Raw genomic sequence first — 14,021 nt, 5'->3', positions numbered from 1 at the left:
GACATAATTTAGTATGACCTCTTTGAGTTTGAGAAGCGGTATTAAGATACTTTATCCTGTCAGACATCTCTGCTTGATTCAAGTAAACCAGCTTCCGATAAAGTCGGGGCGATTCAGTATATATATTTTACATTCTATGTAAATTAAACCTCGTACCATCAATACGCTGAATTAGCTTTCTATAAGAGATTCTTTCTTAAAAATCAATAAAATTAGAGTTATTTTTTAGATTTAATGCTAACGTTTGTTTGCTGGATGTGTGTTTTTTGTATATAATGTGCTGACTTTATGACTTACGTAATCTTTGAAGAAGACGACTTTAATTGCTGATAGAGAGATTATCGAGTAAGCCCTGAAATTAAAACTTAGTAAAGAAATTATAAAAATAGCTAGAAATTCTAATTAAAAGGGTGAGTTATGAAAAAGGCTATATTGACACTTTTGTGTTTGTTGGCTGTTCAAGTTAGTAATGCTGAAATTATTAAAGTGAATGGAGAAGGTGCTACACCTATTATTAAAAAAGATCTGAATGGCACACGTAATCAAGCCTACAACAATGCAAAAACTGATGCTGTCATTGCTCTCATTAAGCGTATTAATGGTCCGCAGGCGATGAATGAAGCGAATCAATACTTAAATGACATTGTAAAACAAGTTGACAGCAACTATGTGCTAAACCGAGGCAGTAGTACCAACAGCAACAATGAATTAGTCACTCAAGTTAGTCTGGAAATGGATGACCAAGAATTTCGTTCAATTCTTAATGATTTAGGATTGGCAAAGAAAAATAGTCGAACCAGTCCGATTATGATTGTGATGGACGAATACTTCGGCGTACCAAAAGATAACTCTAAGCCAGTTAAAGAATTTACTTCTTATTTTTCAGATCGTAGCTATAGCTATGATGAAGATGCAAGTTACAAAGCTAGTGAAAGTGCTAAAGCCAGTGCGTCAGATTCTTATTCATCAAAAGGACGCTCGGCTGCCGCAGCAGGTTATGCCTATGATAATTATTATGGGGCTGGTGTAGGTGTTGCTGCCCGCTCATCAAGCCATAATAATTCAGGTAAATCAGCATCCTCAAGTAGCTACAATGCCAGTGAGTCGGCAAAATATAGCCAATCTGAAAGTCAGAAGGATATCCAAAGTTTTGTGAAATATGTGGAATATCAAACACCAAGTACTAAAGCTGAGCGTAATAATCAAACATTAAATTCAATTGCAAGTTCTGCCTCTCGTTATGATTTGCGGTTGCTCGACTCTGACCGTTTCAGAAGTCAGTATTTAAATGGTCGTAGTATGACGATTCAACAACTAATGAGTGATGTAGAGCTTAATAAGCTAGTAATCGCGGCGCGTAAAGAAAAAGCGGACTGGTTTATGGCTGGTAGCTCTTATATTTATGATCGTGGTCGTTCCAGTGCCACGGGTCAATTTGTCTGCGATGGTGCGGTAAGTTTTAAAATTTATTCAGTAGATGATTCGACTTTAATGGGCGGGGAAACTCGTACAGAGTCATCGACAGGTGCGACCACAGATTCATGCCGTACCAATGTAGCAAAGAAACTAGGTGAATTAGCAGTTAGCCAAGTTGGACCACAGATTTTAGGTTATGCAAAAAATCGCTCTATGTACGGTAAGGAAATTACCATTTTTGTGAAAAGTGTTTCTGGTAATGTTTCTTCACGTCTAGGGGATGATCTGTATATTGCCTTAGATGAAATGGATGGCGCAGAAAATATCGATATTCGCACTCAAGACGGCAAATTGGTTGAAATGACCATGACCTATAAGAGTGAAAAGCCAATTAGTGCAGAATTGGCTAAAGCGCTACGTAAAGTAAGCCCAACGTTATCAAGCGCCGAGCGATTACTAGCTGGAAATACGATCACACTCTGCATCGGTGGTACACAGTGCACATAACATTCAAAGTCTTATGTTTTGCTATGCCGATGCTTGTTTCAGCATGGGCAAATGCGAATATTCAAATCTACCCATCGAAAGGTATTTTTGGATTGGAGCAAGGTTGTCGTACCGATCCTAGCAAATATGAAGCGAATGGTTCTTCTATTGTGTGTGATTTCAGTCAAGCGATTGACAATGAAGTCATGCGTAAACAAACCGAGCAATTTTTTGTACAAGGTTTAAAACAAAGTTTCGGTGAACAAGTTGTCGATACTATTTCGCAAAAAACTAAAAATCGTACTTATATAGCATCTCTAGAAGTGTTACGCGCGAGTGAATACATTGTAAAGAAGGATTCGACAGCAGAAATTTTTCTGCCAGTCACTTTAAGTTTAAAACTCACTAACGTGTTGTCGGGCGAGGTCATTTATAGTGACAGTGCCACGTTGTCGCAACCGATTCAGGTACTTACTACTGAAATTGATTCCACTACAACAAAAACAGCCATTAAACAGAAATTTCAAAGTACTTTGTTGACATTGACTAAGCAAGTGACTGAAGAATTAAAATCGAAACTTAAAATCTCTGAAACTGAGACCCAAGTGATTGATCGGTGGAAATCTTATTTGGTTCTAGATAAAGGCTTTAAGCAAGGGATCGCAGCACAAGATGAGCTGAGTTCAATAGATGGCGATTTGATTCGTGTGGTACATGCGGACAGTGATTATGCTGTGGCAGTGCCAATATTGATGCAGGGTCGTAGTAAGCGCTTTAGTAAAGTATCAACCAATACACGTCAGGCTATAAATAAGCCTAAAGCATTAGTGGTTGATGTACTGACTTATCAAGGCGAATCAAAAGATTTAATTGAGCAAATCTTTTCTGATGCAGTAGGTGAGCAAGCCTCATTTACTTTGACTCCAGTCAATCGACGTTATAGTGCTATGGCACAAAGTGTTAGTGAACAGACTGCATTAGCGCAAAGTGAAGACATTAACCAACGTGAGTTACCTGAATTTTTTATTCGGATTAATGTCATTCCTGTCATTGCTTATCAACAGCAGATTGGGAAAATAACTCAGCAACAAGTTCTCCATAGTGAAGTTTTTGCTGAAATGATTGATCGTTCTGGTCGAGTGATCTACTCAGCACATGCAACAGATGATATTAAAGACGTGATTTCAGAAGGAATGGGGTTTTCTCTAGAGGCACGTAAAGAAGTTGTATTGAAAAATGCACTTTTGAAATTAGGTCAACAATTTCAAAAAGGGATTCAATTTACTCGTTCTGATTTAAAAGTCTCGAGTTCAAGTGGTCATAACATTACCATTGATGATGCGGGGGAACGCTTAAGTACCGGAATGAAAGTCCATGTTTATCATTCAGATAAGGCAGCAGGACGTAATATTCTGATTCCGACATGGGAAGCGACTATTTTGGAACGTCAAGGTGCGAAAGTTACAGCGCAATTAGATTTCCCTGTCAACAGCAGTGATCGTTTACCCGTGCGTTCTGGAGACAGGATTTTGCTTGATAGTTCTGCTCCAGTGGGTGACTCGAAGCAATCGCGTGTTTTATGTCCAAGCTTACATACCGAGCAAGTCGGTGAAGTGCCATTTTATGGTTTTGGTCCTTTGATTTACCACGCTTTTGCCAGTCAGTCGAAACGACCATTTTATGCGACAGGTTCTGGCTTTAAAGGACAGACTCTACTGAAAGATTCAGTCATTGCTATGACTGAAAATGCTGGGTTTAAAAAAGATATGAAAGCTAACTTTTATATTCCAACAGATAAATGTTTACAGCCAGTAATTAAGATTGAAGTGAAACAAGACAGTATTAAATGTAATGCAGACAAAAGTAATTGTGACGCCACATTGGTTATGGCCAGTGGTGCACGCATATTCAACCAAAAGTCTGAAAAAATAGGGGCTTATGGTTTGCAACAAGAAATCGCATTAAAGGGTATAGATCATCAGCATCGTCACGAAATGTATAACATTCAGATGTTTGAGGCTTTACCAAAAATTTTAAATCAAATCGTGCAAAAAGCCGATTCTTCACAATAGGGATAACAAGGTATGAAAAAAATTGCAATTGTTTTAGCAATAGCGGCTTCAATGGGAGCATCAAGCGTCTATGCAGGTTTTGGGTCGCTGAGTAAGATGGCATCGTCATTATCTGAATCTGTTACTGGCGTATCTTCTTCAAATATGGATATCAATGGTTTCTTCACGCAGGCTAAAGCAACCAATGCAATGTTTACTCAGAGCCGTACTGCTTTAGCTTCGTTACTCGCAAGTAAACAAGATTCAGATGAATTAAAAGCAAAACAGAAAAGTCTGAAAACGACCTCTGATCCTAAAGAACAACAAGCAATTCAAAAACAAATTGTAGTGTTGTCTAATGCTGTTTTAGAAGCCTCTCAAAAAGATGAAGCCGGAACAGTCGCTAAGCTATCAGCATTGAATGTGGAGCAGAAGCAGCATTTGTTGGACTCTGCAAGAAACTTTGTAATCGCAAGTTTAACCGCTCGTGAATTGGCGATAGGCGCTAAACAAGTAGGTACGAGTTTAATAGCAAATCCGAAAAGCTTGACCAATACAGGAATGTCTTTAGTTGAGGCTAAAGGTGTGGTCGGAGATATCACTGGTATTGCTAAAAATTCAACGATGGCTTTGGTGGAATATCCAAAACTATTTAAAAAGGCTGGTATTGAATTCAAAATGCCGACAAGTTCATCAGATAAACCAAAAGTACTGAGTGATATTTAAAAAGATTAATTTAGGTTAAATCTTAAATACAATCAAAATTGTAAATGATGATTAAGTCATTCAAAGAAATAAGAGAGCCCTCTAGAGGGCTCTCTTATGTTTTAGTATTTTACGGAATTTAAAGCACTAAAATATGGTGAATCTACAATAAAACTGCAACAGCCCATATTGCGAAACAGTTTGGGCAAATCATTCTCCATCCAGCCTTGGCGCAGAAACTTTGCCTGAGCCCACTTTTTTTCGATGGGATTTAGATTATAACTATAGGGTGGTAGAAATAATAGTCGATGCCCATGCCTATTCAGCAACCTCTGCACTCGTTTATGGAAACTTGCATTATCCATCACGAAAGTCACTTTCATCCATGTATACAATAGCAAATCTTTGAGTGATGAAGTCGTTAAGTTTACTTAGGTATTTAGCTCTCTTTGCTGGGCAAGCTTTTGGATGTTCCAATGTCTTTTTTTGACTGATACCAAGTCGTTTTAAAGCCGATTCAATACCTGATTTACTACAACCTAAACGATTTGCGCGTTCATACATGTAATCGTCTGGATACTGCTCCACATCTTTCAGTAATGCTTCATTAGGTATTTTACTTGGTGGCTTATCCCGAGTTTGTTTGATGCTTGGGTTTTTCAGCCAGCGTTGTAATGTAGTTTTACTTATATTGTAGAAAGTATAAGCCTGACGAATGCTCATGTCTTTATTTATGCTGAATAGGTCATGTATTCTTCTGCCACTTCGCTTATTTTAAAAGTATTGTATCTTATTTATAAAAGACTGAATATATATATACTAAAAAGGCATTTTTTAAATATAGTGTGTTTTTCAATCTATTTAGACATGAAAATACTATTCCTTGTTTCTTAATAGTTCTAATACTTTATCCTCTCCAAGCTGGCCAATTAATGCTTGCAGCTGGGTAGGAGGATTAGCCTTACTTTGTGCATCTGCTTTAAACTCTGCCATATCTCTACCTTCCCGTAAAGCATCTAAGTAGTCCGCCCATTTTTGCATCATATCACTACGATCGTCAACGTAATCAAATCGTCCGTAAGCCGTTCCGTTAGGATCTTTAGTGGTATGTCCTAATGCCATCTCCACAAGCAAGAGAGGGTACTTGAGCTGCTCTTGCATGATGGTCTTTGCAGTCGCTCTAAAGCCATGTACACAATGTATATTTTGATAGCCCAAATCGTGTAAGCGATTATTAGCAGTAGCATCTGATATGATCTGATGCTTTTTTGCCGTTTCGCTAAAAAAGACATATTCGGTGTGACCATTAATCTTTTGCTGCTTACGTAATATTGCTACTGCTTGACTCGGTAGGGGGACAACCATATCTTTAACCATGTTTACTTTGCCTTGTCCCTTTAAAGGTTTAAACTGCCATCTGCTAGTCTCTAGGTCCAAATCTGACCATCTCATCCGTCGTAGATCGCCATTACGAACAAAGATTAAAGCTAATAGCCTAAGGGAGTTGATCGTATTCAAATCCCCTTCTACTGTTTCAATGGCTCGCAGTAACTTGGCTAAGTCTTTCGGCTTGGTAACAGCTGGACGATGACCATAACTAGATTTAGCTAATTGGCTTTTAATAAGCGCCGCAGGGTTGCTACTACAAAACCCACGAGCACCAGCGTACACAAATACGTCACTAGCGATACCTGCACAGCGTTCAGCCTTATCAGTAGGCTTGTCGTCTTTATTTAAAGACTTAGCTTGAATATCTAAAAGCACTTCAAGCATTCTAGGAGAGCCAATTTCACTAATTGGCTCATTACCTATGTAGGAGCATATAAGCTCTAAGCGCCCTTTCTTACGAATTAAAGTGTTACCTTTTTGAGTTTGTTCAAGAGTATCGAAGTACTCCCAAGCAAAGTGATTAAAAGAATTTTTAGTTTTTCTAACAAGACTTTGTTTTATTTCTTCACGATACTCTTTTGGATCTAGGCCTTTAGTAATGACGTCTTCATTCTCTCGCCAAATATCACAGGCGCGAGCGAACGAGACGTTTGGATAAACACCAAAGGAAAGCCTTCGGTTTTTTGAGTAAGTAGGGGATAGGTAGCGATAGACCCAAGATTTGGTGCTGTTTGGTCTAACCATTAGATACAGCTTGGGACATCCTTTGACAGGAACCAAGTATTCTTTGTCTTCAGCTTTATGACTACTGATGCTCCTATCGGAGCTGATGGGTTTACGCTGTTCCATGACTGATACCCCAATGTACATTTAAAAACCAGTGTACATAGTAGTGTACATCAGATGCATGGATTAGAATAGATTCATAGGACGGTATGGAACGCTAGATACAACAAAGCCCCTGATATCAGGGGCTTTAGCTGTTCTATAAGGTAGTATAGGACTATATAATGGTACCCGGAGCCGGACTTGAACCGGCACGCTATTACTAGCGAGGGATTTTAAATCCCTTGTGTCTACCAATTTCACCACCCGGGCAAAACTTGTATTATCTGCTAAGTAAGCGCTAATAAATAAGCATTTTACTTGTTAGATAGTGGTCGCTATTATAAGCATTTATATTAATAAAGCAAGCTAAAATTAATACGATACTAAGATAATTTTGACCTAAATAATTGGAGGCTGAGGTCGGAATCGAACCGGCGTTAACGGAGTTGCAGTCCGCTGCATGACCACTCTGCCACCCAGCCAATCAAGGATGCCTATATTAGCAAAATTAAGTTAAATTACAAGTCCTTTTTCGCATAAAGGCAGATTATTTATCAGGTTATGGGTATTTATCGCCATATCAATAGATAAATAACCTTTAAATGCTATATCTACCACTTATCACTGCATTATGGCTAAGTTTTCACTCATTAATAATACAGCGATATTTCGATAAACTTATTTCAATAAAATCACTAAACGATGTTTTTGTTGTTATGGACGGCTTTTTTCACATCTCTATAAGTGGCGGTACAAATAAGTATCAGCACACCTAACGTGATTGCTGGCCAGATTAAGACATAAAGCCCATAAAAAAATGTGGTTTCCATGTGAACTCCTTTATTTTAGTTATTAAAAATTAACGATGAATTAAGCAAATGACGAAAAATAAGTAATCACAACATCGATAAGATATAAATCTAGTTTTGAACGTTGGTTGTCGGCGGTATGTTGGGTTTATTGTCATAGTCGCCAACGCGCTGTTTAATAAGGTCAAAGTCAAAATGCTCGTTGCTCATGAGGCTGATAATGACGCAGACGATTGTACTGGCACCATAAGCGGTCAGTGAAGCAAGCAGCACCATATATTGACGTAAGAAACCGGTGGCAAATATCAGCATCAGTACCAGAGTGATTGCAGCAGCTGCCATACCCATTTTTCGACCCAAGAAGCCAAATACCATCAGTCCAATCACCACAGCAGCACCAACGCTTGCCAATACTTCAAAAAACAGCGCCGTAACGCCAATGATAGGTATGAGCTCAAAGCGAGCGATACAGAATAATAATAATCCGACGATGACGGCTGAGGTAAAGGCAGTATTGGTCACGCGATTCCAGAACACACTGGCAATCACTGGGAAGACAATCGCACCCCATAATGCACCGACAAAGACTAACATCACGAGAATATCGAGCTTAAAGCTGGCAAAAATCAATCCAGCAGCCGTAGCGACAATCATCGTACCTCGACCGACAAGCATCATGGTTTTTGGGTTTACGCCGCCTTTTTTGGCAATATTCTTGCCATAAATGTCAGCCATCATAATGGTAGATAGTGCTGATAAATCGGAATCAGCCGTTGAGGACAGGGCACCAATAACTAAGATAAAGAATAAGGCGATGAATACCGGATGCAGATAAGTGCTGACCATTTGCGGAATCAAATTATTCATATTACCATTGAGCGGCTCAATACCTATGGTTAATGCCATCAGCCCAATCATACCTAAACCAATCACAATACCGGCATAGCCGACAGTAGCAGTAATAAAGGTCGCTTTAATCTTGGTTTTATCGATGGCAAATAGACGCTGAGTAATGGTTTGATTACCAATAGCATAGGCCAATACTGCGACAAAATAAGGCGCACCTTGCTGAAAAAAGGCTTCAGACGAAAAAAAATCTTGTTGCTGCAAGGTTAGATTTGAAAGCCCGCTGACCATGACGGAAGGACCACCCATGGAAAACAGTACCGCTGGAATGATGACGACACCAATCGCCATTAACGCGACCAATTGAGCAAAATCGGTAAAGACAGAGGCACGAAATCCAGAGGTTAAGGTATAGCTTAGCACCCCGACACCGGCGATGATCACCCCTGTTTGGAATGACAAAGGTGACAATACTGACACCAATGCACCAGCAGCGGTAAAATTGACCATCAAGCTAATTAAGCTGCCCATAAGGTTAGATATGGCTAAAATTAATTGGCTTGATGAGCCATGGCGAGCGTGAATAAGCTCACCCAAGGTATGTCCATTAGGGGCAAGTTCACGAAATCGCATCCCAAAAGGGTAGATGAATAAAATCATTAAGGCACCCCAAAAACCATAATGCAGTGGTCCTGAGACGCCATACTTATAGCCGGACGTGGCAGCTGCATAAAAGGATGCCGCCCAAATCCAAGTAGCGGTCATACTGGCAGCGCCCATACCAAAACCGACGTTGTGACCGGCGACCATAAAACCTGAGGTCGTCTCCTTATCTTTTTTTATTAATAAAGACAGAAAGTAAGTACCACCATAAAACGCCAGTAATAGCAAAATAATGGTTAATGCTGAAAATTGGAACAATGACTCAGTTTTCAAATTCCTACCTCGCAATTGTTATAAGTAATATTTGGATTGAAACGTATTCTCCCAAACTATAGTCAGTCCTAAATAAAAGAAATACAAATATTATAAAGCACTACTGGGGCTAATTTTTCTTGCTTGCTGTAGCTAGCCGACAGAGGCTGCGAATAATTAACCCCAGCAGTGCTGTACTCTTTTAAAAGTGGATCAATTATATGAGATATGCAAAAAAGACCTATTCAGCCTATTGGTCAACCGTAAGTAGCACGCAACGATATGAACCGTCACAAGATGAATGCGAAAGCACAATATTCGTCTCTCTAGGATTTGATGAAAAACATCTAAATCATAGAGGCAACGCTCGATATGCGTCTGTGAATGGCTGAACCATTACGCTACAAATGATGCATATTTTATAATAGCTGGCTGCTCATAAAGGCTGGTATAAGCGTCTATAGCAATAATACGGATGAGCGATAAGTCGTAAGTGCTTGACTTATGCTAGGTTTAGATAGCGTGTAGCAGGTGTATTTAGCCATGCATCGAGTATTGTTTTACTCACTTATGGTCTAATCCACATAATCCGTAATCGTGATGGCAGGTATAATTGTCCAACTATAGTCAGTAAAAAGTAATATCGACACATTATGTACTGCGGGTATCAATTTTTCTTGCTTGCTGTAGCTAGCAGACAGAGGTTGCAAAAAATTTATACCCGCAGCACCGTAGCGTTTTTAGAGTATTTTGACTATATTTAACCTGACACACGTAGCATTGATAATTAAAACTACAGCAATGTTAAATATGAGTAACATATTTGTGCCTTAAGACTAACCTATTAGTTTAGTAATCACAAGTTTTATTGTCAATTTTGTAAATAACGATATATAAAACTGACCATTGAAAAGTCTGTTCGACAGATGGGGAAGATATTAAAAAATAAAGTTTAATAGAAATAGTCAGACAAAGAGTGTGTTTATACATGAGATTGGGCAAGAAATTGGTGGCTTTAAGTATCGGCATAACCTGTGTAGTAAGTCACGCGGTTATCACGTAAAAACCCCCCTAGACCTAAGCCATAGCGCTCAGCGACACGTACCGCCGTACTGGTCGGTGCAGACATACCAATCAGCCAAGGTATACGGCTACGAATGGATTTTTGTACCAACTCAATCGATAGACGTGAAGTCATCACCACGCAATTGACCTCTGACTTATGACGCAACTGCCAACCGATGAGCTTATCAAGGGCGTTATGACGTCCCACGTCCTCAAATAGGTACAGTTTCTGCTTATGTAGGGTTGCAGCAGCATGGACGGCGCCTGTGAGCTGATGGGTATGCTGCGCTGCATTGATTTGTACTTGTATGCTCAGTAAATCGTCAAGACTGGGCATCGCTCTACTAAGCAATAGCTTGTTTATCTGATATTCACTTAAATCTGGCAGTGCTTGCCTCAGACCTGTGATGCCGCACATACCGCAGCCTGTGCGTCCTGCCAGCTGGCGTCTTTGCGCTTGAATACGCTGATGGCAGCGCTGGTTTAATACCAACTCAACCACATACACATCATAGTCTTGCAGCTGCTCTGTGAGCTGATTTAAGCTCATATGCTCGTCAGTCACACTAGAACTGAGCGAGTCTTCATTAAAAGAATTTTGAATAAAAGAATCAGGCGTAAAATTTGGATAACTTTCAACGTCTGTCAGTTGGGTAACATTCCAATCCAGTAGCTCATGACTATACTGAATCAATCCTTCACTATATAAAAAGCCAATAGCAAGGTATTCAAGCTGATAAGGACTTGCCATCAAAACAGCGTAATGAATGCCATTAATCACGATGGCTATAGCTGCCTCAACGGCTAACATCGCTGACTTAGTAGCAATGTTCATCGGCGCATTTTTCTTAGCAGTATCCAAAAATGTATCTGATAAATAGCTGTGCTTATATGCTATATGTAGCCGTGATAATGGCGCATCTTTCGTAAAGCTATCTTCTGCAGCCAAGTGAGGTTTGTTTGCCATTGTGAGTGCTTACTAGCCTTTATTGTCAATCAAATAAAAGTTCTGATGCCGAGATGCCTGTCATACAGCAGTTGCTATACTGCCTTGTTCAAGATGCTCCAATAGCACAGTAACAGACTTATAAGCAGGCGTTTTGGAGTCTGGCGCATGACTGTCCAAATCAAGCAGGTCATTACATTCAGGATAGTAAGTTGCCACGGCATTAGCCGCAATATCCATCTCAGTAAGTATCAAAGGTCCTAACGTGCGCCTAGCATTCTGGCTGTCTTGACGCGATACCATGACCTGATCGCCTTTTTGCCAGCCCAGACGGCTCATCTCATCTGGATGCATAAAGAGCACGTCACGACGATCAGTCTGCCGATAGCGATCTTTAAAGCCAAATATCATGGTATTAAATTGGTCATGACTACGGACGCTGGTCAATTGCCATACTTTTTGCTCAGCAGGCTGTCTGATATCAAGGGTGTGATTGTTTACTGAATTATTTTGATAATTGGATGTTGTTTGCCGCATTTGCGTGGCGACGTAGGTAATCGGGTATTTCGGCACTTCAAACTGTGCTTTGCCACTCTCGGTATTCCATACCCGATGGCGCGCCGAATGATACAGATGAAAACCACGCTCAGCGGCACGAATACGCTGATTAAAGTTTTCAAACCCTTCAATCGCTTGCGCAATATAGTCACGAACCACATCAAAGTCAGCGCTCATTGCTTGCCAAGGAATTGAAGAGTCAGCCCCAAGCACATGAGTTGCCATGTCTGCAACGATTTGCGCTTCGGATTTTAGCGTGTTACTGATAGGCTCAAGGCGACCTCTAGTCGGTACAACCTGACACATCGAGTCCTCAATAGTAGCAAATTGCTCACCTTTTACAGTAATCAAGCGTTCAGTACGACCGATACAGGGTAGGATTAGGTTGTTTTTACCCGGATATAGCATGGTTTCATTGAGTTTGGTTGCGACAAAGACGTTCAGCTGCGTAGAGGTCAGTGCAGTTTGAATGGCACTCTTGTCTGGTGCTGCAACCGCATAGTTGCCACCCATACTGATAAAGGCTTTGATGTCGCCTTTTATTAATGCCTTTGCACCGGTGACCACATCAAGCCCATCTTCTTGCGGCATCGGCTGCTTAAAAACGCGCTCAAGGCTGTCAAGTAGGCTTTGCTTAGGACGTTCATGAATACCCATTGTACGATCACCTTGCACGTTTGAGTGCCCACGAACGGGCGATGCACCTGCACCATCAATGCCAATCATACCCATTAGCAGCAGCAAATTGGTAATCATGGCAACATTATCCTCGCCTTGGACATGCTGAGTGATGCCCATACCCCATGTACAAATGGTCGCTGGGCTGTCAGCAACCAATTTTGCAAGCGTAATAATCTCGGCTTTACTAATACCGCAGCCAAGCTCTACATCTGTCCAAGATTGCTGACGTAGCCAAGCGTCCAGTTCGTCATAGCCTGAGGTGTGCTGCTCAATAAAATCATTATTAATTTTACCGTTTTTGGTGAGCCATTTAGCGATGCCGGTCAGTAAAGCCGCATCGCCACCGATTTGTATTTGGATGACCTCATCGACCATCTCATCACTTTGACCTGCTGCCATATGGGAGGGTTTTTGCGGATTTCTAAACTTGCTTAGACCCTGTTCACGCATGGGGTTAATAGAAATAATGCGGCAGCCTTGCTTATGCGCGTGCGCGAGCATCTCAAGCATACGTGGGTGATTGGTTGCAGGATTTTGCCCAAACAATAAAATCAGCTTAGCCTGCTCAAAATCTTCCAATATCACGGTGGCTTTACCGATGCCTAACTGCTTACCGAGCATCACTGACGTTGGCTCATGGCACATGTTTGAGCAATCAGGTAGGTTGTTAGTGCCAAAACAGCGCACAAATAGTTGAAACATAAAGGCGGGCTCGTTGGTCACCCGTCCTGAGGTATAAAACAGTGCTTCATCTGGCGAATCAAGCTGTTTTAATTGCTCCGCGATAACCTCATAAGCCACTTGCCAAGAAATCGGCAGATAGCGATCTTGGTCTGCATCATAATATAAGGGTTCTGATAAGCGTCCACTGTGTTCAAGCTCATAACCTGACCAGCCTCGTAGCGCTGTGAGCGTATTCTTAGCAAAAAAAGCCGCATCTGCTCGTCTGTTCATCGTTTCACTGGCAATGACTTTGATACCGTTTTCACAGACATCAATGGTTTTATGCGATTTGTGATCGGGCCACGCACAGCCTGGACAATCAAAGCCATCTTTTGGCTGATTGCTATGTAAGACGCTGATACTGCCGCGCAAAAAAGCCTTGTAATCCATCAAGGTACGCGTAGAGGCAATCAGAGCAGGCCAACCCGCTGCAGGGTGGATATAAACAGGAATTTTGCGCATGACAAACCTCATAAGCGAGTGCTGATAGATAATGGCTATTTTACTAAGAGTAGATATATAAATGCTTACTATATAATGGCTAGTGGCAAAGTGGCGCTATCATTACTTATCAATAACAAAAACCTCAAAGCAAATTAGTCG

Annotated in this window: 10 protein-coding genes and 2 tRNA genes; 3 read left to right on the top strand and 9 right to left on the bottom strand. The window is 40.7% G+C overall.

The annotated features are described in order from the left end of the window. Positions 1-417 precede the first annotated feature (417 nt). Genes JMW90_RS01340 through JMW90_RS01330 form a run of 3 tightly spaced genes read left to right on the top strand, consistent with a single transcriptional unit; the run spans position 418 to position 4,679 of the window. A complete protein-coding gene (locus tag JMW90_RS01340) occupies positions 418-1,923 on the top strand; it encodes a hypothetical protein (RefSeq protein ID WP_201561329.1) in 1,506 nt (501 codons plus the stop codon). A 23-nt stretch (positions 1,924-1,946) separates the two neighbouring features. Beyond that, positions 1,947-3,974: a hypothetical protein gene (locus tag JMW90_RS01335; protein WP_201561328.1), complete on the top strand. Its 2,028-nt coding sequence runs from the start codon at positions 1,947-1,949 to the stop codon at positions 3,972-3,974. Positions 3,975-3,986: 12 nt separating this feature from the next. Beyond that, on the top strand, positions 3,987-4,679 hold the full coding sequence (locus tag JMW90_RS01330) for a hypothetical protein (protein WP_201561327.1): 693 nt from the start codon (positions 3,987-3,989) through the stop codon (positions 4,677-4,679). A gap of 101 nt (positions 4,680-4,780) precedes the next feature. On the opposite strand, the gene JMW90_RS14030 is transcribed toward JMW90_RS01330, so the two are convergent. The 9 genes from JMW90_RS14030 to JMW90_RS01290 all read right to left on the bottom strand — a co-directional run bounded on the left by JMW90_RS14030 (position 4,781) and on the right by JMW90_RS01290 (position 13,880). Beyond that, the gene (locus tag JMW90_RS14030) at positions 4,781-5,023 is read right to left on the bottom strand and encodes a transposase (protein WP_379607451.1); all 243 of its coding nucleotides are present in this window, start codon (positions 5,021-5,023) and stop codon (positions 4,781-4,783) included. Continuing rightward, the gene (locus JMW90_RS01320) at positions 5,016-5,381 is read right to left on the bottom strand and encodes an IS630 transposase-related protein (RefSeq protein ID WP_227691822.1); all 366 of its coding nucleotides are present in this window, start codon (positions 5,379-5,381) and stop codon (positions 5,016-5,018) included. Before JMW90_RS01320 ends, JMW90_RS14030 begins: the two co-directional genes overlap by 8 nt. A 153-nt stretch (positions 5,382-5,534) precedes the next feature. Further along, positions 5,535-6,896, bottom strand: coding sequence for a tyrosine-type recombinase/integrase (locus JMW90_RS01315; protein WP_201561325.1), 1,362 nt, complete (start codon positions 6,894-6,896; stop codon positions 5,535-5,537). Positions 6,897-7,058: 162 nt separating this feature from the next. Then, positions 7,059-7,145 (bottom strand) — tRNA-Leu (locus JMW90_RS01310). A gap of 138 nt (positions 7,146-7,283) precedes the next feature. Continuing rightward, positions 7,284-7,357 (bottom strand) — tRNA-Cys (locus tag JMW90_RS01305). 213 nt (positions 7,358-7,570) lie between these two features. Beyond that, entirely contained in the window at positions 7,571-7,705 is a 135-nt protein-coding gene (locus JMW90_RS13705; RefSeq protein WP_227691821.1) for a putative transporter small subunit, read from the bottom strand. 90 nt (positions 7,706-7,795) lie between these two features. Then, positions 7,796-9,451 (bottom strand): sodium:solute symporter family transporter, encoded by a 1,656-nt coding sequence (locus JMW90_RS01300; protein WP_201561482.1) that lies wholly within the window; start codon positions 9,449-9,451, stop codon positions 7,796-7,798. Between the two features lie 1,009 nt (positions 9,452-10,460). Beyond that, positions 10,461-11,477, bottom strand: a complete 1,017-nt coding sequence (locus JMW90_RS01295; RefSeq protein WP_201561324.1) for a formate dehydrogenase accessory sulfurtransferase FdhD — start codon at positions 11,475-11,477, stop codon at positions 10,461-10,463. Between the two features lie 60 nt (positions 11,478-11,537). Continuing rightward, positions 11,538-13,880: an FdhF/YdeP family oxidoreductase gene (locus JMW90_RS01290; protein ID WP_201561323.1), complete on the bottom strand. Its 2,343-nt coding sequence runs from the start codon at positions 13,878-13,880 to the stop codon at positions 11,538-11,540. Positions 13,881-14,021 lie beyond the last annotated feature (141 nt).

Source organism: Psychrobacter glacincola, from assembly GCF_904846215.1.
Classification (GTDB): Bacteria; Pseudomonadota; Gammaproteobacteria; order Pseudomonadales; family Moraxellaceae; genus Psychrobacter; species Psychrobacter glacincola.
Note: the sequence above shows the minus strand (reverse complement) of the source record. Positions and strands in the feature narration are given on the sequence as shown.